General features: G+C 58.6%; 22 protein-coding genes. 14 read left to right on the top strand and 8 right to left on the bottom strand.

What is annotated here, in order from left to right; genetic code table 11:
- Window positions 1–23: 23 nt before the first annotated feature.
- The 3 genes from mfd to ACP8J1_RS04070 form a co-directional block, all read right to left on the bottom strand.
- Window positions 24–3,665: a transcription-repair coupling factor gene (gene mfd / locus ACP8J1_RS04080; RefSeq protein ID WP_023021915.1), complete on the bottom strand. Its 3,642-nt coding sequence runs from the start codon at window positions 3,663–3,665 to the stop codon at window positions 24–26.
- Window positions 3,666–4,271 (bottom strand): TetR/AcrR family transcriptional regulator, encoded by a 606-nt coding sequence (locus ACP8J1_RS04075; RefSeq protein WP_023021916.1) that lies wholly within the window; start codon window positions 4,269–4,271, stop codon window positions 3,666–3,668.
- Window positions 4,272–4,430: 159 nt separating this feature from the next.
- On the bottom strand, window positions 4,431–5,147 hold the full coding sequence (locus ACP8J1_RS04070; protein WP_023021917.1) for a trimeric intracellular cation channel family protein: 717 nt from the start codon (window positions 5,145–5,147) through the stop codon (window positions 4,431–4,433).
- Between the two features lie 122 nt (window positions 5,148–5,269).
- Here ACP8J1_RS04070 and ACP8J1_RS04065 point away from each other — a divergent pair, with 122 nt between their 5' ends.
- The 11 genes from ACP8J1_RS04065 (at window position 5,270) to ACP8J1_RS04015 (ending at window position 16,466) form a co-directional block, all read left to right on the top strand.
- Window positions 5,270–6,466, top strand: a complete 1,197-nt coding sequence (locus tag ACP8J1_RS04065; protein ID WP_023021918.1) for an MFS transporter — start codon at window positions 5,270–5,272, stop codon at window positions 6,464–6,466.
- A 69-nt stretch (window positions 6,467–6,535) separates the two neighbouring features.
- The gene (gene glmU, locus ACP8J1_RS04060) at window positions 6,536–7,981 is read left to right on the top strand and encodes a bifunctional UDP-N-acetylglucosamine diphosphorylase/glucosamine-1-phosphate N-acetyltransferase GlmU (RefSeq protein WP_023021919.1); all 1,446 of its coding nucleotides are present in this window, start codon (window positions 6,536–6,538) and stop codon (window positions 7,979–7,981) included.
- A gap of 15 nt (window positions 7,982–7,996) precedes the next feature.
- On the top strand, window positions 7,997–8,971 hold the full coding sequence (locus ACP8J1_RS04055) for a ribose-phosphate diphosphokinase (protein ID WP_005323655.1): 975 nt from the start codon (window positions 7,997–7,999) through the stop codon (window positions 8,969–8,971).
- 253 nt (window positions 8,972–9,224) lie between these two features.
- Complete coding sequence (locus ACP8J1_RS04050) at window positions 9,225–9,878, top strand: 50S ribosomal protein L25/general stress protein Ctc (protein WP_023021920.1); 654 nt, start codon at window positions 9,225–9,227, stop codon at window positions 9,876–9,878.
- A 92-nt stretch (window positions 9,879–9,970) separates the two neighbouring features.
- Window positions 9,971–10,501, top strand: a complete 531-nt coding sequence (pth, locus tag ACP8J1_RS04045; RefSeq protein ID WP_034656468.1) for an aminoacyl-tRNA hydrolase — start codon at window positions 9,971–9,973, stop codon at window positions 10,499–10,501.
- Window positions 10,502–10,506: 5 nt separating this feature from the next.
- The gene (locus ACP8J1_RS04040) at window positions 10,507–11,367 is read left to right on the top strand and encodes a fumarylacetoacetate hydrolase family protein (RefSeq protein WP_023021922.1); all 861 of its coding nucleotides are present in this window, start codon (window positions 10,507–10,509) and stop codon (window positions 11,365–11,367) included.
- Between the two features lie 76 nt (window positions 11,368–11,443).
- Window positions 11,444–12,331 carry a polyphosphate kinase 2 gene (gene ppk2, locus ACP8J1_RS04035; protein WP_023021923.1) on the top strand — a complete coding sequence of 296 codons (888 nt, stop codon included), beginning with the start codon at window positions 11,444–11,446 and terminating at the stop codon, window positions 12,329–12,331.
- A gap of 29 nt (window positions 12,332–12,360) precedes the next feature.
- Window positions 12,361–13,539, top strand: coding sequence for a sensor histidine kinase (locus ACP8J1_RS04030; RefSeq protein ID WP_023021924.1), 1,179 nt, complete (start codon window positions 12,361–12,363; stop codon window positions 13,537–13,539).
- Entirely contained in the window at window positions 13,532–14,191 is a 660-nt protein-coding gene (locus tag ACP8J1_RS04025) for a response regulator (protein ID WP_023021925.1), read from the top strand. Before ACP8J1_RS04030 ends, ACP8J1_RS04025 begins: the two co-directional genes overlap by 8 nt.
- An 87-nt stretch (window positions 14,192–14,278) precedes the next feature.
- Window positions 14,279–14,992, top strand: a complete 714-nt coding sequence (locus tag ACP8J1_RS04020) for an ATP-binding cassette domain-containing protein (protein ID WP_023021926.1) — start codon at window positions 14,279–14,281, stop codon at window positions 14,990–14,992.
- The gene (locus tag ACP8J1_RS04015; RefSeq protein WP_023021927.1) at window positions 14,985–16,466 is read left to right on the top strand and encodes an ABC-2 family transporter permease; all 1,482 of its coding nucleotides are present in this window, start codon (window positions 14,985–14,987) and stop codon (window positions 16,464–16,466) included. The genes ACP8J1_RS04020 and ACP8J1_RS04015 overlap by 8 nt, the downstream gene beginning before the upstream one ends.
- Before the next feature lie 101 nt (window positions 16,467–16,567).
- On the opposite strand, the gene ACP8J1_RS04010 is transcribed toward ACP8J1_RS04015, so the two are convergent.
- Together ACP8J1_RS04010 and ACP8J1_RS04005 are read right to left on the bottom strand one after the other, a co-directional pair.
- A complete protein-coding gene (locus ACP8J1_RS04010) occupies window positions 16,568–18,022 on the bottom strand; it encodes a glyceraldehyde-3-phosphate dehydrogenase (protein WP_023021928.1) in 1,455 nt (484 codons plus the stop codon).
- 64 nt (window positions 18,023–18,086) lie between these two features.
- The gene (locus ACP8J1_RS04005; protein WP_023021929.1) at window positions 18,087–19,070 is read right to left on the bottom strand and encodes a nitronate monooxygenase; all 984 of its coding nucleotides are present in this window, start codon (window positions 19,068–19,070) and stop codon (window positions 18,087–18,089) included.
- Between the two features lie 35 nt (window positions 19,071–19,105).
- On the opposite strand from ACP8J1_RS04005, the gene pth (ACP8J1_RS04000) reads away from it, so the two are divergent.
- The gene (gene pth / locus ACP8J1_RS04000) at window positions 19,106–19,753 is read left to right on the top strand and encodes an aminoacyl-tRNA hydrolase (RefSeq protein WP_023021930.1); all 648 of its coding nucleotides are present in this window, start codon (window positions 19,106–19,108) and stop codon (window positions 19,751–19,753) included.
- Here pth (ACP8J1_RS04000) and ACP8J1_RS03995 read toward each other — a convergent pair.
- Window positions 19,750–20,442, bottom strand: coding sequence for a potassium channel family protein (locus tag ACP8J1_RS03995; protein WP_023021931.1), 693 nt, complete (start codon window positions 20,440–20,442; stop codon window positions 19,750–19,752). The genes pth (ACP8J1_RS04000) and ACP8J1_RS03995 overlap by 4 nt on opposite strands.
- Entirely contained in the window at window positions 20,435–21,787 is a 1,353-nt protein-coding gene (locus ACP8J1_RS03990; RefSeq protein WP_023021932.1) for a TrkH family potassium uptake protein, read from the bottom strand. Before ACP8J1_RS03990 ends, ACP8J1_RS03995 begins: the two co-directional genes overlap by 8 nt.
- Before the next feature lie 80 nt (window positions 21,788–21,867).
- On the opposite strand from ACP8J1_RS03990, the gene ACP8J1_RS03985 reads away from it, so the two are divergent.
- Entirely contained in the window at window positions 21,868–22,704 is an 837-nt protein-coding gene (locus tag ACP8J1_RS03985) for an SDR family NAD(P)-dependent oxidoreductase (RefSeq protein WP_023021933.1), read from the top strand.
- Between the two features lie 24 nt (window positions 22,705–22,728).
- Window positions 22,729–24,363, top strand: a complete 1,635-nt coding sequence (locus tag ACP8J1_RS03980; RefSeq protein ID WP_023021934.1) for a peptide chain release factor 3 — start codon at window positions 22,729–22,731, stop codon at window positions 24,361–24,363.
- An 82-nt stretch (window positions 24,364–24,445) separates the two neighbouring features.
- On the opposite strand, the gene ACP8J1_RS03975 is transcribed toward ACP8J1_RS03980, so the two are convergent.
- Window positions 24,446–26,011, bottom strand: a complete 1,566-nt coding sequence (locus ACP8J1_RS03975) for an aspartate-alanine antiporter-like transporter (RefSeq protein WP_302517513.1) — start codon at window positions 26,009–26,011, stop codon at window positions 24,446–24,448.
- Window positions 26,012–26,047 lie beyond the last annotated feature (36 nt).

The following is a 26,047-nucleotide window of genomic DNA, read 5'->3' as shown; positions in this document are numbered from 1 at the left end:
GCTCCTAGTCGACGGTGTAGTGGCTATTCCCCTACGCTGATGACGCTACCTGCGGCGGATTTCTCGCCGGTGACGGTGATCGATTCGACATCGAAAAGCGCGCTCAAAAAGTCCGCCGCCCACTGAATAAGCTCCGTGTCGCGCAGCTTGGGCGAGGTGACATTGCGCCCCGCCTTGGGGAATGGCACGTTGATGGCCTTCGCCGCCGCGCGGAAGCTGGATCCTGGATACAAACGCTTGAGGCGCACCTGCTTGGAATCCGGCAGCTCCACTGGGTGGAACTTGATACGAGTGCCCTGCACAGTAATATCCGATACCCCGGCGCGGCGCGCTTGGTGACGCAGGCGAGCGACGGACAGTAAGCGTAAGACCTCCTGTGGCAGCGGGCCAAAGCGGTCTTCCATTTCCTCAATAACCGCCTTGAGATCATCGTCATCTTGCGAGGCTGCAAGCTTGCGGTAGACCTCCAGGCGCAGGCGCTCGGAATCGATATAAGCCTCCGGGATATGCGCGTCCACGGGGAGATCGATACGGATTTCTTTTGGCCCCTCATCCGTCACGGTAGGAGCTTCGCCGCGAGCGAGAGATTTGAAGGTTTCTACCGCCTCGCCAACAAGGCGGACGTAAAGGTCGAAGCCAACGCCGGCAATGTGGCCGGACTGCTGTGCACCGAGTACGTTTCCGGCACCGCGCATCTCCAAATCCTTCATGGCTACGGCCATGCCTGCGCCAAGGTCGTTGTTCTGGGCGATGGTGGCTAGGCGGTCATAAGAGGTTTCCGTAAGCGTAGCGCCCTTCGGATACAGGAAGTAGGCATAGCCGCGCTCACGGGAACGACCCACGCGCCCACGCAACTGGTGTAGCTGAGACAGTCCCATATGGTGGGCGTTTTCCACAATGAGGGTATTGGCGTTGGCGATATCCAAGCCGGTTTCCACGATGGTGGTACACACCAGAACGTCATACTCGCGGTCCCAAAAGCCCTGGACGGTCTGCTCCAGCACCTCCTCGTTCATCTGGCCGTGCGCGACGACGACGCGAGCCTCAGGTACCAAGTCACGCAGCTCGCGGGCCTTCTTTTCAATATCAGAGACCTTATTGTGGATGAAGAAGGTTTGACCATCGCGCAGCAGCTCGCGGCGGATGGCCGCGGCGACCTGCTTGTCTTCATAGGCACCGACGTAGGTCAGCACGGGGTGGCGGTCTTCCGGCGGGGTAAGGATGGTAGACATCTCGCGAATGCCCGCCATGGACATCTCCAAGGTGCGCGGAATAGGTGTAGCGGACATGGTGAGCACATCCACGCTGGCTTTAAGAGCCTTGATATGTTCCTTGTGCTCCACACCAAAGCGCTGCTCCTCGTCTACGACGATGAGACCAAGGTTCTTCCAGTGCACACCGGTCTGCAGGAGGCGATGCGTGCCAACGACGATATCGACGCTGCCATCGGCCAATCCCTTAAAGATGTCTTTGGCTTCTTTCTTCGAGGTAAAGCGCGAGAGCACCTCGATCTTGACAGGGAAGCCGGTCATGCGCTCGCTGAAAGTATCAAAGTGCTGCTGCGCCAACAGCGTGGTAGGCACCAAAACGGCCACCTGCATGCCGTCTTGTACGGCCTTGAAAGCAGCGCGGATGGCCACCTCGGTCTTGCCATAGCCCACATCGCCGACGACGACGCGGTCCATCGGCACCGTAGATTCCATGTCCTGTTTGACGGCGTCGATTGCAAGCATCTGGTCTTCGGTTTCGACGAAGGGGAAATTATCCTCCATCTCCGCCTGCCACGGATTGTCAGGGGCGAATTGGTGGCCGGGTGCTGCTTGTCGCTTGGCATAAAGCTCAACGAGTTCGCCCGCAATTTCGCGTACTGCGGCGCGCGCCTTCTTCTTGGTGTTCTTCCAATCGGAGCCGCCCATCTTAGACAGGTGGGGCGATTCGCCGCCGGTGTACTTGCTCAGCAAATCCAGAGAGTCCATGGGGACCCAGAGCTGGTCGGCGGGCTGGCCACGTTTCGAGGGTGCGTATTCGAGCACGATATATTCGCGGCGGCTGGTCTCATCGCCGGACTGGATGGTGCGTTCGGCCATCTTTAAGAATTTGCCAATGCCGTGGGTTTCGTGCACCACAAAATCGCCCTGTTTTAGGGCAAGCGGATCGACCTTATTGCGGCGCTTGGCGGGGCGCCGCTTCGCTTCGGCGATATCGCCTACGCGGTTGCCGGTCAGATCGGTTTCGGTGACGACGACCAGCGGGAGGGCCTCGGCGTCCTTGGGCTTTTTCACCTTGGGGAACACCAATCCAGCATGGCTTAGCGCCTGATAGAGGGTGACTTCTCCGGCGGTGGGCTCCCAGCCAGGGGTAGCAACCTTAGTGCGGATGCCCTTTTCCGCGAAGCGATCCACCATGCGCTTGATAGCGCCCTGTGCCGGAGCGATGAAGGCCGCACGGCCCCCGGCGTTGGTATGCGCGAGGAGTTGGGCCATCATGGCATCGATTTCTTCGATATTGCCGCGCGGGGTGGGCCCTGGCTCGAATTCGAGTGGGAGGGTCTCCTCTTCTGGGGCGGCAAGCATTCCCGGTGGGGAAAAAGTCCACAGCGGCAGGTCGGACTCGCCGATGGAAACCTCGAGCGATTCATAGGAGCGGTAGCTCGAGGCCTCGGTATCGAGGCCTTCGGTGGCCAATGGGCCATCAGCACCCATAGCCGCGGCTTCCCAGCCAGCGGCGAGGAACTCAGCATCGGTCTTTTCTAAATCCGCGACGCGGCGGCGAATCTTCTCCGGGCCGACCATCACCACGTGAGTGGTGGGGCGGAGGAATTCGGGGAGGGTGATCATGGGGGCGTCGGAAAGCACGGGCAAAAGCGCCTCCATGCCTTCGGCCGGAATGTGCTCGCTCACCTTGGTCAAAAGCTCCACCAAGGCGGGATTACCGGGGTGCTTGACGGCGAGATCGGCCGCACGCTTGGCAACGGCATCGGTAATAGGAAGCTCGCGGGCAGGGAAAATATCTACGCGGCCGACCTCGATTTCCGGGATGGTGCGCTGGTCAGCTACGGAAAATTGGCGAATATCGGTAATCTCATCGCCCCAAAACTCAACGCGGACCGGATAGTCCAGCGTGGTGGGGAAAATATCGATAATGCCACCTCGGGTGGCGTACTCGCCGCGCTTGGCCACCATGTCTACGTGTTTATAGGCGCGGAACTCGAGCTCACGGACTACCTCGTCGAAGTCATACTCATGGTCTTGTTCGAGGTGAATGGGAGCACGACCTTCCACTTCCTTGAGGATAGGCTGGGACAGCCCGCGGGCAGCGGTGACGATGACCTGCACATTGTCCAAGTTGTGCAAAACCTGGGCGCGGCGGCCGATGATGTCGACGCCAGGGCTCAAACGCTCGTGCGGCAGTGTCTCCCATGCCGGAAACATGGCCACCTTTTCCCCCAGCATCGCCGTAAGCTCTGCGCTAAGGTCTTCCGCTTCGCGGCTGGTGGCGGTCACCACCAGCACCGGGGCGTGATGGGCCAAAGTTCCCAAGGCCCACGGCCGAGACTGATCCAAACCTGTGATGTGGAGGTCTTCCCCCACATGAGAAATCATGCCCTTAAGCTTGGGGTCCGAGGCTGCTACCTTGAGCAGGCCGGCCAGCATTGGGGTCGCCATCTATTTGCCTCCTAGCTTGGGCTTTATTTCCATACCGGACAAACCATTCCAGCATAGATTGACAATATGCGTGGCGACGACTTCCTTGTCCGGGTTGCGCTCATCTAACCACCATTGCGCCGTGGTAGATACCATTCCTACCAGCGCTTGGCCATAAATATCCGCCAAATCCGGCTGGATACCACGGTGTTCAAACGCTTCTCGCAAAATATAAGACACCTGGCCTACCGCGGAATTTAACAGCGTGGAGAAACTGCGTTCATCGCCTGGCTTGGCATCGCGCACCAGAATGAGGAATCCATCGGTTTCTTCCTCAACATAGGTCAAGATGGCCATCACGGCCTGCTCGATGCGCTCGCGCCAGCTGCCATTTTCCAAAGAATCAGTAATGACCTTTTCCAGTGCCAACATCTCGCGGTCAACGACGACTGCATAGAGGCCTTCCTTACCCCCAAAGTGCTCATAGACAACGGGCTTGGATACCCCGGCGCGAGCCGCGATCTCTTCGACACTGGCCCCTTCAAACCCTAGTTCCGCAAATGCGGTGCGTCCGATGGAAATGAGTTGTTCGCGCCGTTCTCGGCCGGTCATCCTTTGTCGAGCCATACCTTCTACCCTATCCCTCGCCCCGCAATTTGTGATTTACCCGGGTGCGTCAGGTACGCTATGCCTACAGCGCTTTGCTGTGTTTCCCCATGGTGTAATCGGCAACACTACGGTTTTTGGTACCGTCATTCTAGGTTCGAGTCCTGGTGGGGAAGCTTTTTAGTTTTTCTTCCTGCCGCGTCGAAAGCCTTTGAGCTCGGCTTTCTTCGCAATCGCAGCCACCTGGGCCGCGGTGTAATTAACGGGGGCTACACCAGCGCGGGGCAACACCCAGCCGCGCCAATAGGACAAGATGGCCATGCCGCTTCCGACGATGGGGGAAATGATCATGCCGAGGGCAAATTGCCCGTTGTGGGCGAAGGTCACCATAACGATGCCGGTCAGGATGGACGGCACGGCATAAAGAGGGCTGCCGCCGAAGATAGAGGGGATTTGCCCAGAAGCTACGTCGCGAACCATTCCGCCGCCCACCGCGGTAAGCACGCCAAGGAAAACGCAGGGAATAAGTGGCATGCCGTGCGTGAGTGCTTTGACGCAACCGGTAGTGGACCAGACGCCGAGGATGATGGCATCACCATGTTCGCGGAAAAGCTCCCATGCCTTGCCCTTAAGATCGATAAGAAACGCAACGAGGGCTCCTCCACAGGCGAGTCCGAGGTACCACGGATCTGAAATCGCAGCCGCTGCCCCATCTGCGATGAGCATGTCACGAATCATGCCACCGGCCAGCCCAGAAAAGAGGGCGAGGAATACAAAACCCACGATGTCGAATTCGCGTCGGCGGGCAATGGTGCCACCAATGATGCCGTTCAGCACCACGCCAAGGAGGTCAAAGGCTTGATAGAGGGAATTGATGAGGGGATCAACATCATGCATGATTCTTAGGCCTCCTGCCGCGCGGGTAGAATTTCGGCGTGACTGCGGCCGTGTTTTAGTCTCCGGCGTGTCAGCATGGCTTTAATTTAACCAACTCATTTCTCTGAAAGATCGAATTTCTCATGTCTCAATCCAATGCCCGGTATTTCATCTGGTCCAATGGCCTGCAAAATTTGGGCGATCAGATTGTGGCGGCCAAGACGGTGCTGCCAGCGCTTTTTAGTGCAGCCGGCGTGCCTGCGTTCTTTACCGGTTTGCTCACCCCTATTCGCGAATCTGGTTCTATGCTGCCGCAGGCGGCGCTGACCCCGTGGGTGACTACGCATAGGGCCCGTAAGCGCCTGTGGATTATCGGTTCGCTGGGCCAAGCGATATCCGCCGCGGTCATTGCGCTAGCAGCATTCTTCCTTCGTGGGACGGCACTGGGAGTAGTAACACTGGTCGCCCTAGCGGCGCTTTCGCTTTTCCGCGCACTGTGCTCGATTGCGGGCAAGGACGTACAGGCGCGCACGATTTCCAAAGGCGCGCGTGGCCGAGTAACCGGCAGCGCGGCAGCACTCGGAGGCGGCGCCACCCTGCTTACCGGAATTATCCTCTATTTTTTGGGTGAGCTCAGTATCCCCATGATGGGCACGGTCCTCGGCGTTGGCGCGGCCACGTGGGCCATTGCCGCGTGGGTATTTTCGGGCGTGGATGAGCCGGTGCCAGAGGAAACCGAAGGGGGCATCGATAAGCAGTGGTGGAAAGATACCTGGCAGCTTTTTACTAGCGACGGACAATTTCGTAACTTCGTCATCGTCCGCGCGCTTCTTTTGGTGTCGGCGCTTTCAACTTCTTTTATCGTGCTGCTCAGCAGCAACCTTTCCGGGCTGTACGGATTCGTGCTTGCCTCGGGCCTGGCCTCGTTGGTGGGCGGACGGATCTCCGGTGTGTATTCGGATAAATCCTCCAAAAACACCATGGCTGTAGGAGCGGCCGTGGCTTCCATCGTGCTGGTGCTCTTGGTCGCCAGCTCACATTGGGCCCCAGATGGGGTCAATGCCTGGGTCATGCCGATTGGTTTCTTCGCCGTGAATCTGGCGCACACGGCCATTCGAGTGGCGCGAAAGACCTACGTGGTGGATATGGCCGGTGGCGATAAGCGCACCCAGTATGTAGGTGCCGCCAATACGATGATGGGCATCATCTTGCTCATCGTCGGTGGTATTTCCTCCGTGGTGGCGCTGGCCGGGCCAGAGGCGGCCCTGCTATTCCTCGCCCTCATCGGCTTTCTCGGGGTGTGGCGCGCCCGCGGCCTGAAAGAGGTTTCTCACACATAAATCGCACTCGGGCTATAGGATGTAGTCCGGATAAGAATCAGACTCGACCCCCCAGGAGCTCAATAACCCGTGGTAGCAACAACCCCGTGTGCCGTAGTCGTCCTTGCGGCTGGTGCCGGCACCCGCATGAAATCCACCAAGCAAAAGACCTTGCACGAGATTGGCGGGCGCAGCTTGCTCGGCCACGCTCTGCATGCCGCGGCCGGGATTAATCCGGAACGCATTGTCACGGTGGTAGGCCACCAACGCGACCAGGTCTCCCCCGCTGTGGATGCCATCTCCCAGGAGCTGGACTGCGAGGTGCTGCAGGCAGTACAGGAAGAACAGCTGGGCACCGGCCACGCAGTGGCCTGCGGCTTGGAGCCGATTCCGGAGTTTGAGGGCACCATCATCGTCACTAATGGCGACGTACCGCTACTTACCCCAGAGACCATCGAGGGCCTGCGCGCTACCCACACCGAGCAGGGCAATGCGGTAACGGTGCTATCCATGCGCTTAGAGGATCCCACCGGCTACGGCCGTATCATCCGCGCTGAGGACGGCAGCGTGTCCGCCATTGTCGAGCAAAAGGACGCCTCCGAAGAGCAGCGCCGAGTCGATGAGGTCAACTCCGGCGTCTTCGCTTTTGACGGCCGCGTGCTTGCCGACGCCCTCCAGAAGCTCGACTCCAATAACGCCCAAGGCGAGCTATACATCACCGATGTGCTCGAGATCGCCCGCACCGCTGGACACGGCGTCGGCGCGCATGTGGCAGCGGATCCGGCCGAACTGGCGGGCGTCAATGACCGCGTGCAGCTCGCCGCTGCCGGCCGCGAGCTCAACCGACGCATGGTGGAAAAGGCGATGCGCGGCGGAGCCACCATCGTAGATCCGGAGACCACCTGGATTGGTGTCAATGTCACCGTGGGCTCCGATGTCATCATTCACCCCGGCACCCAGCTGTGGGGAGCGACCAGCATCGCCGATAATGCCGAGATTGGCCCCGATACCACCCTGACCAATATGCAAGTGGGCGAAGGTGCTTCCGTCGTGCGCACTCATGGCAGCGATTCTGTCATCGGCACCAACGCTAAGGTCGGCCCGTTTACCTATATCCGCCCGAAGACCGTGGTGGGCGAGGACGGAAAGCTCGGCGGCTTCGTAGAGGCAAAGAATGCGCAAATTGGTCGCGGCTCCAAGGTGCCGCACCTGACCTATATCGGCGATGCCACCGTGGGCGAGCAGTCCAATATTGGCGCCTCTTCCGTCTTTGTAAACTACGACGGAGTAAACAAGCACCACACCACCATCGGCAGCCACGTGCGCACCGGTTCTGACACAATGTTTATCGCTCCGGTCAATGTCGGTGATGGCGCGTACTCCGGTGCGGGTACAGTAATTAAGGACGATGTTCCTGCGGGAGCACTCGCAGTCTCCGGTGGCAAACAGCGCAACATCGAGGGCTGGGTTCAAAAGAAGCGTCCGGGTACTCCCGCGGCTGAGGCCGCAGCCCGTGCGCAAGACAACGAAAAGTAAGGGGCATATTCTCCCATGACTGGCAAGGTAACTGGTAGCAGCAAAAACATGAAGCTCTTCTCTGGGCGTGCACACCCAGAGCTGGCGGAGGCTGTGGCTAAGGAGCTGAAGACGGATCTGGTTCCTACTACCGCCCGCGATTTCGCTAACGGCGAAATCTTCATCCGCTTTGAAGAGTCCGTGCGTGGTGCAGACTGTTTCGTAATGCAGTCGCACACTCAGCCGCTCAATAAGTGGCTGGTGGAGCAGCTCATCATGATTGACGCTCTCAAGCGCGGCTCCGCGAAGCGCATCACTGCCATCCTGCCCTTCTACCCATATGCACGCCAGGATAAGAAGCACTTGGGCCGCGAGCCGATTTCCGCTCGCCTAGTGGCAGACCTACTGCAGGCAGCCGGCGCGGACCGCATCGTCTCCGTGGACCTGCACACCGATCAGATTCAGGGCTTCTTCGATGGCCCGGTTGATCACATGCATGCTCAGCCCATCCTGACCGATTACATCAAGTCCAAGTACGCCACCGATAACATCACGGTTGTCTCCCCGGATGCCGGCCGCGTAAAGGTTGCGGAAAAGTGGGCCCATGACTTGGGCGATGCCCCGCTGGCCTTCGTGCACAAGACCCGCTCCAATACCGAGGCCAATAAGACGGTATCCAACCGCGTAGTAGGCGATGTTGAGGGCAAGGACTGCGTGCTTCTCGACGACATGATTGATACCGGCGGCACCATTGCTGGCGCCGTGCGCGTGCTGAAGGACGCCGGCGCCAAGAAGGTCATCATTGCCTGCACCCACGGCGTCTTTTCTGATCCCGCCCGCGAGCGTCTGTCTGAATGCGGTGCGGAGGAAGTTATCACCACCGATACCCTGCCGCAGTCCACCGAGGGCTGGTCTAACCTCACGGTGCTGTCCATCGCACCGCTTTTGGCACAGACCATCCACGAGATCTTCGAGAATGGTTCTGTCACCACCTTGTTTGACCGCGCCTAAACATGATCTACTATCACTAGCCGCCGAGAATTTACTTCGGCGGCTTTTGATTTGCTAACGGTACGCGTGCTAATCTAACCCAGTCTCGGCGAGGGCGACCTCAGGATGAGGAAGCCGTTATCGACGCGATTGAAGTTAGAGCACGTTGCTTTTATATACGCCTGCGATGACTCGTCCAAGACGTCCATCGGCAGGCTTTCGTCGTTTTATCGCGTTGGCCGCGCCGCACTACTTTGACTAAGGAGAATGAAGCATGGCACAGCGCCCAGTAATCAAGGCTGAAGCACGTACCGAGTTTGGCAAGGGTGTCGCACGCCGCCTGCGCCGCGACTGGAAGGTCCCAGGCGTCATCTACGGTGCCCACCAGGAGCCGGTTCACTTCGCAGTTCCGCTGCTGGACATCCAGTCCCTCGTCCGCAACAACGGTGTCAACGCCGTTTTGGAGCTGGAGATCGACGGTGAGCAATACCTGACCATGGTTAAGCACGTTGATCAGAACGTCCTGACCTTCGATATCGACCACGTTGACCTGCTTGCTATTAAGCGTGGCGAGAAGGTTGAGGTTGAGGTTCCGGTTACCTTGACCGGCGAGCCGGCCCCAGGCACTATGCACATCCAGGATGCTGACGTACTGCTGGTTGAGGCAGACGTACTGAACATTCCGGAGGAGCTCGAGGTTTCCATCGAGGGCCTCGAGGACGGCGCGGTTATCACCGCTGCCGATGTCACCATGCCGGAAGACACCACCTTGGTGGCAGAAGAAGACACCGTCATCGTATCCATCTCCCTGCCTGAGGTTGATGAGGAGCTCGAGGAAGCAGCCGAGGCTGCTGAGGAAGGCGGCGCTGACGCTGGTGCCGAGTCCGCAGATGAGGACGAAAAGTCCTCTGACTCTGAAGAGGAGTAATCCCTTCCCCTTCCTGTACGTAAACCGCCGTGAGAAATACACCTCGCGGCGGTTTCGCCGTTTTCCTTTCGCTGTATGAGACAATTGAGCGCGTGACTCCACTTCTCGTAGTAGGCCTTGGTAACCCTGGCCCCAGGTACGCAGGAACCCGCCACAATATCGGCTTCGCTGTAGCTGAAGAACTCGCTGGCGAGCTCATGAGCAGCTTTTCGGTGCACAAGAAGACCAATACCGAGGTCGCCGAGGGCATGACAGGTGGCCGTAAAATTATTTGTGCGAAGCCGCGGTCTTTTATGAACCTTTCCGGCGGGCCGATCAAAGCCCTAGCACAATATTTTCATCTCTCCGCCGCCAATATCATCGTCGTCCACGATGAACTGGAACTCGATTTTGGCACCATTAAACTCCGTGACGGTGGCGGCGACCACGGCCATAATGGTTTGCGATCCACCACCAAGTCCCTGGGAACAAAGGACTATCAACGCCTTTCTATAGGAATCGGACGCCCACCGGGCCGCATGGATCCAGCATCGTTTGTGCTCAAGCCTTGGACAAAGCAAGAAAAGGTGGAGATCCCCATTATCTGCGCGAACGCGGTGGATGAGATCCTGCGCGTAGGATAGTCGCCATGAAACTGGCTACCCTACGCACCGGCTTTGGCACTTCCGCTATCCGCATCGACGGCGATAACGTGGGTGTCGAATTGGATTATGAGGATGTGGGCCAGCTGCTACGCAGCGAGGACTGGCGAAAAGCCGCACAGCTTTCCGGCGAACCCGTGGTCTTCGACCACGCCGACTTGGAGGCCGTAGTCCCGAATCCCGGCAAAATTATCTGCGTCGGGCTTAATTACGCCAAACACATCCGCGAAATGGGCCGGGAATTCCCCGAACACCCCACCTTGTTCATCAAGTTCGCCGATGCCCTCACCGGCCCCTATGATGATGTCTTCATTCCAGAATTTGCCACACAGAAGCTGGATTATGAAGGCGAGCTGGCGGTCATCATCGGCGAGCGCGCCCACCGCGTGAACCGGAATGAGGCGCTCGACTATGTCGCCGGCTATGCCATCATGAATGACTACACGCTGCGCGATTTCCAGCGTCAGACGAGCCAGTTCCATGCCGGTAAGTCCTTCTATCGCACCGCAGGCTTCGGCCCGTGGCTCACCACCGCGGAGGAATGGGCACCTGGTTCTGGTGCTTTACTTACTACTACCGTGGGCGGCGAAGAAAGGCAGCGCGATAACACCGATGACCTTATCTTTTCAGTTGCTGAGCTGATCGAGTTTTGCTCGCAGCTTTACCCGCTCAATCCGGGAGACGTCATCGTTACCGGTACCCCAGAGGGCGTTGGATTTGCACGGGAGCCGCAGCAGTTTATTCAAGATGGTCAAAATGTCACCATTGCTATTGAGGGCTTGGGGCATATTTCCAATACAACTTTTTTCGGCGAACCAGGCTGCGGTCCAGGCTGTACCTGCTCTTAGACTGTGCCCAGATTCTCACTCCAACGAGGGCGGTGCAGTTTTCTCCCCTGCTATCAACGGCGGTTAAGCTGAGACAATGAGCACAAAGAGCAGTAAAGCCCCTAAGAAACTCAACAAGAAGGCCTACGAGAAGGAACTCGAGCGCCTTCAGGCAGAACTCGTGGACATGCAGCAGTGGGTCGTTGAAACCGGGGCCCGCGTCGTCATCATCATGGAAGGCCGCGACGCCGCCGGCAAAGGCTCTGCTATCAAGCGCATCACCCAGTACCTCAACCCACGTACGTGCCGCGTCGAGGCGCTGCCCGCCCCGAACTCCCGTGAGCAGGGCCAGTGGTACTTCCAGCGCTATGTGGAAAAGCTGCCAACGAAGGGCGAAATTGTCATCTTTGACCGCTCCTGGTACAACCGCGCCGGCGTCGAACGCGTCATGGGCTTTTGCACCGATCAGGAATACGTCCGCTTCCTCCACCAGGCACCTACCTTTGAGCAGATGCTGGTAGAAGACGGCATCATGCTGCGCAAGTACTGGTTCTCTGTCTCCGATGAGGAGCAGATTAAGCGCTTTGAGTCCCGCCGCAATGATCCGCTACGCCGCTGGAAGCTCTCCCCTATGGACCTGCAATCCATTACCCGCTGGGAGGACTATTCCCGCGCGAAGGATGCCATGTTCATTCACACCGATACCCCAACCGCCCCGTGGTACACCGTGGAATCGGAAGACAAGAAGCGCTCGCGTATCAATGTCATCTCGCACCTTCTCAGCACCATTCCCTACGAGAAGATCGAGCGCAAGATGCCTGAAATCCCGCAGCGCCCTGAATCTGATGGCGAGACCTACGAGCGCCCCGCCCGCGAAGAGTTCCGCTATGTGCCTGATGTAGCAGCCAAGCTGGAGCGCAAGTCCGAGCAGAAGACGGCGAAGAAAACCTCAAAGAAGGGCAAGAAGAACGATAAGAAGAAGTAGCAGCACCGGCCGTATTACTATCTTCAATCATGAGCACTGACACCGTCGCGGAAGCGCGTTTAGGAGATAAAATCCTCACTGCGGTGGCGGTGCTCATTGCGCTATTTTATGTCATTTCTGCCGCGAAGAATCCCAGCATAATTGAGATTATTCAGGCAGGTCTATCGTTACTATTCCTGCCATTTATGTGGGTCTGGCGGAGCCGTCCCGTGCTCAGCGCCACGGGCTTTATCGTGCTTCTCGCGGCTTGGGCGATGGCTTGGATGAGCCAGCTTCCCACTAACCTGGGAATTACCCCGTGGGCGCTTACTGCACCCATGGCGGTGTATGCCACCTCCCGCTATGTCACGCGCCGCGCCATTCCCCGCACGGTACTGGCTCTAACGATTCTTGGCTCCTTCATTTCGCCATTCATGTGGCGCATAGATCCGGAGTCTTTCTTTTTGCATTACCAACTGGACCGCCGCTACTTGGCCATGTTGGTCGTGCACTGGGCGGTTCTAGGCAGCACATATTTTATAGCTGCGCGCTACTTCGATTTAGCACGCCAGCGCGAGCAGCTAGCGCAAGAGCGATTTCGCCAAGCCCAAGAAGAAGAACGCCTGCTCATCGCACGGGAGCTGCATGATGTACTCGCTCATTCCCTCACGTTGATCAAGGTTCAGGCAAACGCCGGGATCATTGCCGCTCGTGCAAACACTGAGGCTGCCCACGATGCGCTGGCCAGTATTCGTGATGGCGCGGATTCTGCTTTGGAAGAGGTCCGCGGCATCGTCACTGCACTGCGAAGCACCGGACCTACCTCACTGGAGCCCACCACGCAGCTAGAGCACATCGAGGGCATTATCGATGGCTTCCGAGCGGCAGGCTTGGACATTAACGCGCATATACCTGAGGCCTACGAGGCTCCAGCACTTACGCAATTGGCGTTGGTGCGCATCATTTCTGAGGGTTTGACCAACGCGTTGCGCCACCAGGGCCCAGGAACCCAGGTGGATGTGGAGCTTGCGCTTGCCGACGTCGCCCGACTCACCCTAATTTCTTCCACGCCCTCCCCGACTCCCAGCGAAGTCCCAGGTAGCGGCGTGGGCCTGATCGGTGTGGAAGAACGTGCCAACGCATTGGGTGGAAAGCTAGAGAGCTGGGGCGATGCCACAAAATTCACCCTGCTCGCCGAACTTCCGTTGCAGAGGGAAAACCGTGTCTAAGATTCGTGTACTGCTTGCCGATGACCAAGCGCTGCTCGCCGCCGCTTTGTCCACGATCCTCAATGCTCAGGATGATATTGAGGTCGTTACCACCGCGCACACCGGCAACGAAGCCGTTACCGCCGCGATAAGCCACCGCATTGACGTCGCCATCCTAGATATCCGAATGCCCGGAATGGACGGCATTGCCGCGGCTCAAGCCATCCTTTCTCGGGTGCCTGACTGCCGAATCATCATGCTCACTACGTTTAATGAAGATGATTTGGTGGCTCAATCTATCGCCGCTGGCGCGCATGGGTTTCTCCTCAAAGACGCCGACCCGGATGTACTGGTGGGAGCGGTGCGCGACGTCGCCAAGGGCGAATCGGTCCTAGCCGCTAAGGTAACCGGCCCAGTCTTGCAGACCTACCGCGCCGCAATTGCGCGCGGGCAGCTGAGCGCGCAAGAGCGCCAGGGCTTAAGCCTTGTCACCCGTCGCGAGCGAGAAGTCCTAGCCCTCATCGCCCGCGGTGCCACCAACGCGGAAATTGCCCGTGAAATGGTCATCGCGGATACGACTGTCAAGACACATATTTCCTCTCTGCTTTCCAAACTGGCTGCACGCGACCGCGTAGCTCTAGTGCTCTTGGCGCAAAAGGCTGGCATCGCCTAAGCCTCCTACCGTGGTAGGAGAACTTCGCGCTAAGGTCCATAGCCTAGGCGGAGGTGATTGCGGCGCTGTGCCGCGAGACTAGGCGGTATGAGTTTTGAGATCTCCTTTGAACGCGTCAGCAAATCCTTTGGCTCCCACGCGGTACTGCGGGATGTGGATTTTCGTATCACCCCTGGCCGAGTCCACGCCCTTCTTGGACGCAACGGGGCCGGAAAATCCACCCTCTTTTCCATCTTCCTTGGCCTGCTGCCGGCAGATTCCGGAATAGTACGCGTGGCTGGTGCTCCTTGGTCACGTGAAGTACTCGACCACGTGGGGGCATCCGTGAACGGGCCCGCCTTCTACGGGCATCTTTCCGCCGCTGCCAACCTGCGCGTACATACCCGCTTGCTAGGCCTGCCGGAGTCTGAGGTAGAGCGTGTTTTAGCCATTGCGGGACTCGCCGAGGTCGGTTCTAAGAAAGCCAAATCCTTTTCCACCGGTATGAAGGCCCGCTTGGCATTGGCGCAGGCTTTATTAGGGGATCCGGAAATTTTGCTGCTGGATGAACCTCAAAATGGTCTTGATCCACAAGGCATAGTGGAGCTGCGTACTTTGCTGCGAGACTTGGCAGCAGCCGGACATACAGTTGTGGTCAGTTCTCATCAGCTTGGCGAGGTCCTTCATTTGGCCGACGACATCACCATTTTGTCTCAGGGCACCATTCGCTATTCCGGGTCCTTGCAGGAGCTTGCCCCCAGCGGCCAATTGGAGTCCGAGTTCTTCCGCCTCACCTCCCTGGGTGGTGAGGCCGATGTTTAAGCGCTACCTTTCGGCAGAGTTGCTGCGCAGCCGTGGCAGCGCTGTGCAGTGGCTACCTCTTCTCGCCTTACCGCTTGCGCTAATGACCATAGTCTTTTCTGCTATCGCTTCCCCGGCTAAGGATGCTACCGGTGTTCTCGGCTGGCAATCTATGTTTGTCACCGGCATGTACGCGCCGCTCGTTGCGGTATTTGCCGCGGTTACAGAGCGCCGTGAGGTTCTTGCCCATGGCGGCGGCACCTGGTGGCGCCGCCTCACTACTCGCTACGAACACACTGCACGCTTGGTGGTAGTGCTCGCCAGCTTGGGCGCGTTCCACCTCCTCAACTTTGGGGTGTCCTGGGCAGTAGTGTTCGCACAAGGCCGCGAACAGCACCACCTCGTGGCACTCGCCGGGCTATATTCTTTCCTCGGTGCTATTGGCATTGCTGGCCTTGCCTCTGCCTGCTCGCGACGCTATGGCCTTGGCGCGACACTAATACTCAGCGTTATCTGGCAGGTTTTAAGCGTGACTTGCAAGGTCGTCGAAGGCCCTACGTGGTGGGCTTTTCCACCAGCTTGGCTCATGCGGCTACTGCTTCATTCACTGCACATTCATCAAAATTCCGTGCCCTTGGATCCAGGCGATCCACTCCTGCAAGAAAGTCCGCTGCCGGCCCTCGCTCTGACGCTACTTCTCGCAGCAGTAGGCATATATGCGGCCATCGTCACTTCGCGCCGCCTGCGCCGCCTCGCCTTACCTCGCCGCGGCCAGACGACCCCTGCCTTTAGCGGCGCCACTGCCACGTGGCGCCCGGCCACAGCACCGCGTGCCACCGCCCGCCCCCGCTTTGCAGGCGCGCTAGTTGGTCTCCACCGGGCGGCGTGTAGCCCAGCGGTTATCGCCTGCTTGGTGTTAAGTGCCTGGGCATTGCTATCTCTTGCCCTTTTCTATCCTCCGACTTACGTCCAGGGCTTCTTTGTTTTTCTGCTTCTCCCTGTAGGGGCAGGTGTGCTACCGGTTGTGGTGTGGCCATTACTCGCGCCGGTATGGCCGCTCAGCCACATGGAATCCCGCCATTGTTCCAGCGCGCTCTTCTGGTGGCTTTTCGGGATAGTATCCACAGTATGCGTGGGCGCTTCGCTCGCACTTAGTGCTTCTGGCAGCTCGGCTTCGGCGACGGCCATCCAACTGCCCCTAGCCATTGGGGTGGGATATGTGATTTCGGTATTCTCTCTTCTCATCGTGCTTCGTCTGGGCATGATGAGTGGCCTGGCACTGTGCATCGTCTGCACTATCGTTTCCGTTACCTTGGGTGGCGACGTCCTCGCTAGAACCCCGCTGTGGTTGATCGCCTTCCCCGCATGGCCCATGAACGCAGATTCCCCTGCCCGCTATATTCTTGCGACGGTGCTGACAGGAATCTTCGCCACGGCTGGTACATGGATGGTCATCCGGCTGCTTAAGACTAAAGCGCTGCGACCGGCAAACTAAGCCGAGTGGTGCTCGGTGCTCAAACCTTTTACGCCTTGCTGAAAATGCCCCGGAAAACGACTATAGCCCGCGGGTAACCGCGGGCTATAGTTCATTGAGCTTTATAGCTCAGCAGGAGATACGCGCTTCGGCAGAACAACCGGGCGGGTACCCGCCAGCTCTTCTACGATGCGTACTACCTGGTTGGAGTAACCGAACTCGTTGTCGTACCAGACATAGAGCACGAGGTGCTTGCCGGAGGCAATGGTGGCAACACCATCGACAATGCCAGCGTGGGTATTGCCGATGAAGTCAGAGGAAACAACCTCTGGGGAGGCAATGTAGGAAATCTGCTGGCGCAGGTCAGAGTGCAGCGAAACGTTGCGTAGGAAGTCGTTGACCTCTTCGCGGTCTACTTCCTTTTCCAGTTCAAGGTTAAGCACGGCCATGGACACGTCCGGGGTAGGAACGCGGATGGCGTTGCCGGTGAGCTTACCCTCAAATTCCGGCAGGGCCTTAGACACAGCCTTAGCAGCACCGGTAGCGGTAAGCACCATGTTCAGGCCCGCAGCGCGGCCTCGGCGATCGCCCTTGTGGTAGTTATCAATGAGGTTCTGGTCATTGGTAAACGAGTGCGCGGTCTCCACGTGGCCGTGGGTTACGCCGTAGCGGTCATTGATGACCTTGAGTACCGGGGTGATGCCGTTGGTGGTGCAAGATGCAGCGGAGAGGATCTGGTCCTCATCGGTAATCTTTTCGTTATTGATGCCGTAGACGATGTTCTTGATATCGCCCTTGCCCGGTGCAGTCAAAAGCACACGAGAGATACCCTTGGCCTTGAGGTGCTGAGACAAGCCCTCGCGGTCGCGCCACGCGCCGGTGTTATCTACCAAGATGGCGTTGTTGATGCCATAAGAGGTGTAGTCAATCTCGGACGGATCGTTAGCGTAGATCATCTGGATCTTGGTGCCATTGGCCCAGATGACCTCATTTTCCTCATCCACGGAGATGGTGCCGTTGAAGGCGCCGTGGACGGAATCGCGGCGCAGCAAGGAGGCGCGCTTGAGGATGTCTCCATCGCCCTTCTTACGCAGGACAATGCCGCGCAGGCGAACTCCACCATAAGCTGCCTCGCGGGCGACGAGCAGGCGGGCGAGCAGGCGGCCAATGCGGCCGAATCCGTAGAGAACGACATCGGTGGTTTCTAGGTCAACGCCAGCACCGACGATCTCGCACAGCTCGCCTTCCAGGTACATGCGGAGGTTTTCCTCGTTGGACTCCTCCCAGCCCAGAACCAAGCGGCCTAGATCCACGCTGGCGGCGCCTAGGTTCATGTCCGCCAATTCCACCAGGATTGGCAAGGTCTCCGCCGTGGACAGGTGGCGCTGCGCAATGCGGCGACCGTAACGGTGAGACTTGATGATGTCGATATCGGTCTGCCCCACCAGCGGGCGGCCGAAGATGGTGGTGACAACGTTATTGTTGCGGTGCAGCTGGTGGATGAGTGGAATCATCTGCTGCGCCAGCTCGAGGCGCTCGTTCCAATCATCATGGCCAACATGTGCGTTCGCAGTCACGAAATTCATTCCTTTTCTGTCACGGGGGTGGCATTAAATCTTCAAACCTAAATATTAGCGCCTACTAGTGTGGGTTTTGGCATAGTCGGTTAAGGATGTCGGCCACAGTACCCCCGTTTATTTTGCCTACCTCTGTACCTACGAGGCAGTAGGATACGGCATCATCGTGCTGCGCACGGCGTTTCTTTAGGACCGGATTCAAAAGTGGGTAGACCGGGGGCAAGTCAGGGTGTCTCCGGGTGTACTCGGTCTCCAAACCGCGGGCGAAGCGGCCTGAGAATGCACGGGTGGAAACGGTTTTCCCACCACGGCGAAGAAGCTGCCGGTTATAGTCGCTCGTGCCAGCCTCGGCAGCGAGCAAAAAGGCGGACCCGCAAGAGCAGGCGGCAACTCCGCTCCAGGACATAGCGTTGGCTACATCAGCCGCGGTGCGCAGGCCACCGGCTGCGATAAGGGGAAGTTCTGGAGAAGCGGCGCGCACATCGGCTACTAGCTCTTCTAAGCCCCGGGAATCCGGGGTTGCGAAAAGCTCCCAGGTTCCGCGGTGTCCACCAGCGGCCGGACCTTGGACGCACAGCACGTCAACGCCGCCACGTGCGGCCGCAATTGCCTCCGTAGGGGTGGTAACGGTGGTCCATGCCTCTGCTCCTGCGGCATGAATTTGCTCTAGGTGACCAGCGTTAAAGGTTCCAAACATGGACCACACCACCCGGGCGCCGCCGCGCAGGGCTAGCTCCAGCTTTTCTTCATAGCCAAAGGCATAGTCGGGCTCGGGTAGCGACTGGTTTTCTGCTTGAGCCAGCTCGCGTGCAGCTGCCAAGTACGGCTCGGTAAGTGGATCTTGAGGGCAAAAGAGGTTCACCCCGAACGGAATTCCGGCGCACTGTTCTATCTGTGTGCGAGCAGAGTCGATGCTGGCAGAGCCCAAACCTAGGGTGCCGAAAGACCCAGCCGCATAGGCTGCGTGCACTAGTTCCGGGGTGGTGGGACCGCCGGCCATGGGCGCGGGAATTACGCTACGGGAAAGGGAGCTAATAACCTGACTCATACCACCCCACCCTACCGAGAGAGGAAGCTAGCGCAGTGGCAGATTTAGGAGATTTTTTCGCGCGGATCTTTGGCGCAGGAAAAAAGACGCAACCGGGGCTCAATCCGAATGATCTGGAGGCAGACTGGCTTATCGTGGGCTTGGGCAACCCCGGCGCGAAGTATGCCGCTACCCGCCACAATGTGGGCTATATGGCCATCGATGATCTCCTCGCAGCCGGTGGAGATGTCCTCGAACCGGTGCGCGGGATGGATGTCCAGGCAGCTCCGCTTAATTGGGAGGGCCATAAAGTACTTGCCGTGCGTTCGGGCACCTTTATGAACCTGTCGGGGGATCCTGTGGCACCGCTAGCGCAGCAATTAGGTATCGCTCCAGACCATGTGATTGTCCTCCACGATGAGCTCGATCTGCCGGCCAATAAGGTCCGGCTCAAGCAGGGTGGCAATGAAAACGGGCACAACGGACTCAAGTCCCTCACCGAGCGCTTAGGCACGCGCGACTACTTGCGTGTACGAATTGGCATTGCACGGCCGCCCAAGGGCTCGTCGATTCCAGACTATGTATTAGGCCCGGTGGATACCGGCGCGGACTTTGACGACGCCATTGCCACTGCAGCTAAGGCGGCTCGGCTCATCGTGACCGAAGGGCTAAGCAAAGCCCAAAACCAGATTCACTCGCGCTAGCACTGGGAGAATTTCTCTAGGGCCTGCGGGCTGCCGGCGGCGACGATGAAATCGGTGGGGGCAAGTTCGGTGGCGTCGGCAAGTGGGGCCCACTGCCCTTCCGCACAACGCACCGAAACCAATTGCACGCGGTGGGTGCGCCAGATGGCGGAAAGGTCGAGCGGTCGGCCCACCAATGAGCTAGGAACGGCCATTTGGGTCACGCCGTAATCGGTAGCGATTTCTGCGAAATCACGAAAGCGCCCGCCCAAAAGGTAGGCGACGCGGCGACCCGTATCTCGCTCTGGCCGGATGACGTGGTGGGTGCCAATCTGGCTCAAAATGCGCGCATGCGCCTCCGAATCTGCCTTGGCCCAGATATCTTTCACCCCCAACTCCACCAGATTAGACGCGGTAAGAATGGAGTCTTCTAGGTGGGAGCCGATAGCGACGATGACGCGCTCGACTTCCTCCACGCCCAGCTGACGTAAGGCTTCCGGGTCAGTAGTATCTGCCGCAATGGTCTCAGTGAGGTAAGGCGCTTCTTCGCGCACGCGCTTTTCGCTGGAGTCAATGCCAAGGACCTCAACGCCATTGGCCATCAGCTCATGGGCTAGCGAGGAGCCAAAGCGTCCCAAGCCGATGACGACGACGGGTGGAATATCGATGCCGGCGCGGGTGCGGCCCAGCGCCTTGAGAATATTAGCCAAGGAACGGCCTTTCTTCGGGATAGCTAAAACGCCGACTTACGGTTTTTGCCGCCAGCGCCGCTACCAAGGTGGTTGGGCCAACACGGCCCAGGTACATGATGAGGCACAGCACTATCTGCGAGGGTGCAGATAGGCTGGCGGTAATTCCGGTGGACAAACCCACCGTAGCGAATGCGGAGAGCACTTCGAAAGAGACTTGGTCACCACTGAATTCCGGATCAAAAAAGCGCAGGGCCGCCACGCCGAGTGTGACCACCATGACTCCGGCAAAGCTCAAGGCCAGGGCCTGGCGGGTTACCGAGCGCGGAAGGCTGCGGTGCCCGATGGTCGTGGTTTCGCGCCCAGTGAACTCAGCCGCCATCGCCGCCAAGAGCACGCACGCGGTGGTGACCTTGATGCCGCCGGCGGTACCGGCAGACCCGCCGCCGATAAACATCAAAATATCGGTGCCCATCAGGGTAATGGGGTGAGCCTGCCCGTAATCGATGGCATTAAAGCCGGCCGTGCGCGGAGATGCACTGGCAAAGAAAGAGTTGAGCAGTTTTTCTCCCAGCGACATGGACGACAACAGTCCGGTCCATTCCATGCAGGCGAAAAAGACCGCACCCGCTACCAAGAGCACGGTCGTAGCAACCAGAGTCATGCGCGCGGTAATGGAGATGCGGTGGACCACGTAACGGTTGCGGCGCACGAGGCGCACCAGCTCCGCCCATACCGGAAATCCCAAGCCGCCACCGATAAGCGCGGCGGCTAAGGGCAGCAGAATCCAGGCATCGGCAACAAAGGGCACTAGATTATCGCTATTGGTGCTAAATCCCGCGTTATTGAATGCAGAAATGGCGTGAAAGATGCCTTCCCATACCGCGCGCGGAAAGGAATGACCATAGCCAATCATCAACCGCGCAGCCACGATGAGAGCGATGATGATCTCTGCCACGGCGGTAAAGGCAAAGGTAAAAATCAGCGTCTTGCGAATTCCGCCAGGAGCAATGGGGCGCCCCTCATAGGCGCCCGTTTTGCGTGCTTTGAAGCTAATCCGGCCGGTAAAAAGCAGACCGGATAGCGAGGCCAGGGACATGATGCCCAAGCCACCCAGTTGGATGAGTGCCAAGATGATCACTTGGCCGGCTGGGCTCCAAAAACTACCGGTATCCACCACGATAAGTCCGGTTAGCGATACCGCAGACGTAGCGGTAAAAAGCGCAGACAGAAAAGAAGCGCGGGCGGTGCCGGCCTCGGCGAACGGTAGCATGAGCAAAACCGTTCCCAGCAAAATGAGCAAAAGAAAGCCGGCGGCGGTTAAGCGCGCCGGTCCCCACTGCCGTATGGAAAGCAGATGTTTCACGAGCGGAAGTATAGACCTGCTTGGGGTGCAAGGAAACTGCTAGCAGGCACCACCCCCGCCGCGAAGTTAAGATTGGGGCTATGACTTCGCCACATAGCACTGCCAAGACGATTGTGATTACGGGCGCATCGGGCGGGCTGGGCGCCGCGGCCGCACGCCAGTTGCACCGCACCCGCCCGCAAGACAACCTGGTTATTATTGGCCGCAACCCGGAAAAGACTCGCGCGGTGGCACAGGAAGTGGGCGGCCAGTACTTCCTTGCCGATTTCGAGTCTTTGGGGCAGGTGCGCCGCCTGGCTGGAGAGTTGAGCGAGCTGGAGCATATCCATGCGCTAGGCAATAATGCTGGCGGCATTTTCGATGGCCCCTCCACCACTGCTGATGGATTTGAGCGCACCTGGCAAGTCAACGTGGTTGCGCCCTTTCTGCTGACTTCCCTGCTTCGGGACAAACTGCGCGAGGATAACGCGAACGTGGTCCAGACCGCTTCGCTGGCCAATTTTCTCATGTCCAACTTTGCCCCAGACGATCCCAATACCGTGGAGCACTTTAGCCCCGAGCGTGCTTATGGCAACGCCAAGTTGGGAGATATCCTGCTTACCCGCTATTTCGATGCCCACGGGCTTAATGCAGTCTCTTTCCACCCGGGCGTGCTGGCCACGGACTTTTCCAAGTCCTCGACGGGCATGATGTCCAAGATTTATTCAGGGATTCTAGGCAAAACCTTTGGCAAGCCTGCCGAAGGCGGCGATAACCTCGCCTACTACCTGACCGGCACTGAGGGAATCCATTTTGAGTCCGGCGAATACTACAACGACAAGCGCAAACCCGGGCTGCAGCGCCCCATTGCGAAGAAGCTATCGGTGGCCCGCCGCGTCTTTGATGATTTGGGGCGCCGCCTCAATGTGGAGTGGTAGCGCAAACCCACTAGACTATGCCGCATGAGTTCTGTCGTTTCTGAGGCCTCGCGCCGCCGCACGTTTGCCGTCATCGCCCACCCGGATGCTGGTAAGTCCACGCTGACGGAGGCGCTGGCGCTACACGCACACGTTATTAACGAGGCCGGCGCGGTCCACGGCAAGGGCAACCGCAAGTCCACCGTGTCTGACTGGATGGACATGGAGAAGGACCGCGGTATTTCCGTGGCTTCCTCAGCGCTGCAGTTCGAGTATGCGCCCGAGGGACACGAGGGCGAGCCCTACATGATCAACCTGGTTGATACCCCAGGCCACGCGGACTTTTCGGAAGACACCTACCGCGTGCTCACCGCGGTAGATGCGGCAGTCATGCTTATCGACGCCGCCAAGGGCCTCGAGCCCCAGACCCTCAAGCTCTTCCGCGTCTGCAAGGCCCGCGGCTTGCCCATCGTCACTGTGATCAATAAGTGGGACCGCGTGGGCCGCGAGCCCTTGGAGCTCGTTGATGAGATCGTCAACGAAATCCAGCTGCAGCCCACCCCGCTGTACTGGCCGGTGGGCATAGCCGGCGACTTCCGCGGCCTGGCACACATCAACGAGGATGGCGAGGCCGATGAGTATATCCACTTCATCCGCACCGCTGGCGGTTCCACCATTGCTCCAGAGGAACACTTCGACCCGGATTCCGCCGGTGAGAAGGAAGAAGATGTGTGGGAAACCGCGGTCGAAGAGGCCGAGCTCCTCGCCGCCGATGGTGCCCTGCATGATCAGGAGCTTTTTGAGCAATGCGTGACCTCCCCACTCATTTTTGCCTCTGCGATGCTGAACTTTGGTGTGCACCAAATCCTGGATACGCTGTGTGCCATTGCCCCGGCCCCGCACTCGCGCGAATCTGATCCTAAGGCGGTTGAGGCTGCCACCAGTGCTATCGACGAGGTCCGCGAAGTAGGCGATGAATTCTCCGGCGTCGTCTTTAAGGTTCAGGCAGGCATGGACCAAAAGCATCGCGATAACTTGGCCTTCATGCGCGTGGTCTCCGGCGAATTTGAGCGCGGCATGCAGGTGCACCACGCCCAGTCTGGCCGCAGCTTTTCCACCAAGTATGCGCTGACCGTCTTCGGCCGCACGCGCGATACCGTGGATACCGCCTATCCGGGCGATATCGTAGGTTTGGTCAACGCCGGCTCACTCGCGCCTGGTGACACCATCTACTCCGGCAAAAAGGTCCAATTCAAGCCGATGCCTCAGTTCGCCCCTGAGGCTTTCCAGATTCTGCGCGCGAAGTCGCTGGGCAAGTACAAGGCCTTCCGCAAGGGCCTGGATCAGCTAGCAGCCGAGGGCGTGGTTCAGATTCTCAAGAACGAGGCCCGTGGCGATGCCTCGCCGGTCATGGCGGCGGTTGGCCCCATGCAGTTCGAGGTCATGCAGGCCCGCATGGAATTCGAATACAACGTAGAAACCGTCACCGAACCCATCCCCTATTCCGTGGCCCGGCGCACCGATGCTGAATCCGCCCCGGAACTAGGCCGTCAGCGCGGAGTGGAGATCTTTACTCGCCAAGATGGCGAGCTCATCGCGCTCTTTGGTGATAAGTGGAAGCTCGCCTTCATTGAGAAAGAACACCCAGAGCTGACCATGGAAACGCTGGTGGCGGATTAAAGCAGCACTGCTTTCTTTTCTCTACAAGACAAGCAAAAGGCCGCTTCCCATTCTTGGGAAGCGGCCTTTTTCGGTTGCCCGGTTAAAGCATCAACATCACTGGGACAACGGCGATTTTGACCACCTGTGCCACCACAATCGTGGCGGCGTAGCCGATCATAATACGTGAGTCGGAGCTAAGCCCCGTGGCGTAATTGACTACGGCTGGCTGGGCAAAAATGCCGGAGAGTCCGCCGACGGTGCGAGTTTCAGATTGCCCCATGAAGCGATTCGCCACGGCGAACAACACAGCAGCCACCGAGGTAACAATGGCAGCAAGGATCATGCACTTCAGCCCCATCCAGGAGAATGCGGTGGACAGGAATGCCTCACCAGAAGATAGGCCCACGGATGCCAAGAAGATGACGAGGCCCCACTGCTGGAAGGCGGTATTAATGGAGGCCGGAACCTGCCACGGGATGCGGCGGATGCGGTGCAGCGCGCCGAGGATCAGGCCGGTAATCAGCGGTCCGAGTGCAAAGCCCAGTTCGAAGGAAGCGCCTCCCGGCATCGGTACTACGACCTGGCCGAGCAGGTAGCCCAAGAAAAGACCGCCGCCTAGTGCCACCCAGTTCAACTCGGAGTAGGACTTAACGGAGTCACCGAAGTAATCCCGGATATCGCCCAAACGGTCAAACTTCACGATGAGCTCCAGCGTATCGCCAGAGGCCAAGTGGGTTTCATTATTGGCTAGGAACTCCTCGTCGCCACGCTGTACGCGCACGATGCGGCCGCCATAGCGAGAAAACAGGTTCAACTCCTCTACGGTGCGACCAGCAATATCCTGGTTAGATACAGCCACGGTTTCGATGACCAGGCGCTTATCCACGAACGGAGTCTGCGGCTGGCGCTTGCCCAGCATTTGGGTGAGCTCACGGGCCTTAGCCTTGGTGACCATCACGCGCAGGATATCGCCCTTGTGCAATTCGGGGCGATCGCCGGCAACCCGGACCTTATTACCGCGGCGAATGGTAGCGATAACAAAGTGATCCTTGAACTGTTCTTCCAAATCATCGTAGTTCACGTCTTTGGTAACGCGAATGGTGCGGGAACGGAAGATCTTGGAGGCAGAATTGTCCTTATCGTGCTTGGCGGGCCAATTCTGCTTGAGCAGGAATGCCACGACCAAAATGGCCACCGCCACGCCCACGGGATAGCCCAGCGAGTAGCCCACGGCGGGTAGCTCTTCACCGGTTTGTTGCTGGGCAACTGCCAGCGACGGCGTCGAGGTCGTGGCGCCGGCAAATACACCAACGGAAGCCAAGGTATCCAGCCCCAGCATGCCACCAAAGAGGAGGGCTGCGCCCGCAGCCACCACAATCGCAATGGCCGCCGTGAGCATGTGCTTCATCTGCTTGGAAAAGCCCTTGAAGAAGCGCTCACCAGCGGAGAGCCCCTGCATATAAATAAAGAGTCCCAAGCCCAGCTCTTGCAGGGAGCTTAGGATGTCTTTGTCCAGGTCAATAAACGAGCCGAAGGCCAAACCCACAAAAAGCGTGCCGGCCGCGCCAAAGCGCAGCGGCCCGAAAGGAATCATGCCAAATAACGTGCCGAGCAGCACTATGAAAAAGATGCTCAGCCATATATTTCCATCAAAAATTGCTAACACGCTGGAATAGTTTAGGCATTTTCCAGCAAAGTGCCA

The organism is Corynebacterium sp. LaCa_205 (assembly GCF_057458085.1).
The sequence above is the reverse complement of the archived record's forward strand: the minus strand, read 5'-3'. Positions and strand labels throughout refer to the sequence as shown.

Coding starts and splice junctions, on each gene's coding strand:
- ACP8J1_RS03980 (WP_023021934.1), top strand. CDS start 22,729: ATGAGTTCTGTCGTTTCTGAGGCCTCGCGCCGCCGCACGTTTGCCGTC.
- ACP8J1_RS04005 (WP_023021929.1), bottom strand. CDS start 19,070: ATGAGTCAGGTTATTAGCTCCCTTTCCCGTAGCGTAATTCCCGCGCCC.
- ACP8J1_RS04050 (WP_023021920.1), top strand. CDS start 9,225: ATGGCACAGCGCCCAGTAATCAAGGCTGAAGCACGTACCGAGTTTGGC.
- ppk2 (WP_023021923.1), top strand. CDS start 11,444: ATGAGCACAAAGAGCAGTAAAGCCCCTAAGAAACTCAACAAGAAGGCC.
- mfd (WP_023021915.1), bottom strand. CDS start 3,665: ATGGCGACCCCAATGCTGGCCGGCCTGCTCAAGGTAGCAGCCTCGGAC.
- ACP8J1_RS04030 (WP_023021924.1), top strand. CDS start 12,361: ATGAGCACTGACACCGTCGCGGAAGCGCGTTTAGGAGATAAAATCCTC.
- ACP8J1_RS03985 (WP_023021933.1), top strand. CDS start 21,868: ATGACTTCGCCACATAGCACTGCCAAGACGATTGTGATTACGGGCGCA.
- ACP8J1_RS04040 (WP_023021922.1), top strand. CDS start 10,507: ATGAAACTGGCTACCCTACGCACCGGCTTTGGCACTTCCGCTATCCGC.
- ACP8J1_RS04065 (WP_023021918.1), top strand. CDS start 5,270: ATGTCTCAATCCAATGCCCGGTATTTCATCTGGTCCAATGGCCTGCAA.
- ACP8J1_RS04075 (WP_023021916.1), bottom strand. CDS start 4,271: ATGGCTCGACAAAGGATGACCGGCCGAGAACGGCGCGAACAACTCATT.
- ACP8J1_RS04015 (WP_023021927.1), top strand. CDS start 14,985: ATGTTTAAGCGCTACCTTTCGGCAGAGTTGCTGCGCAGCCGTGGCAGC.
- ACP8J1_RS04055 (WP_005323655.1), top strand. CDS start 7,997: ATGACTGGCAAGGTAACTGGTAGCAGCAAAAACATGAAGCTCTTCTCT.
- ACP8J1_RS04070 (WP_023021917.1), bottom strand. CDS start 5,147: ATGCATGATGTTGATCCCCTCATCAATTCCCTCTATCAAGCCTTTGAC.
- ACP8J1_RS04020 (WP_023021926.1), top strand. CDS start 14,279: ATGAGTTTTGAGATCTCCTTTGAACGCGTCAGCAAATCCTTTGGCTCC.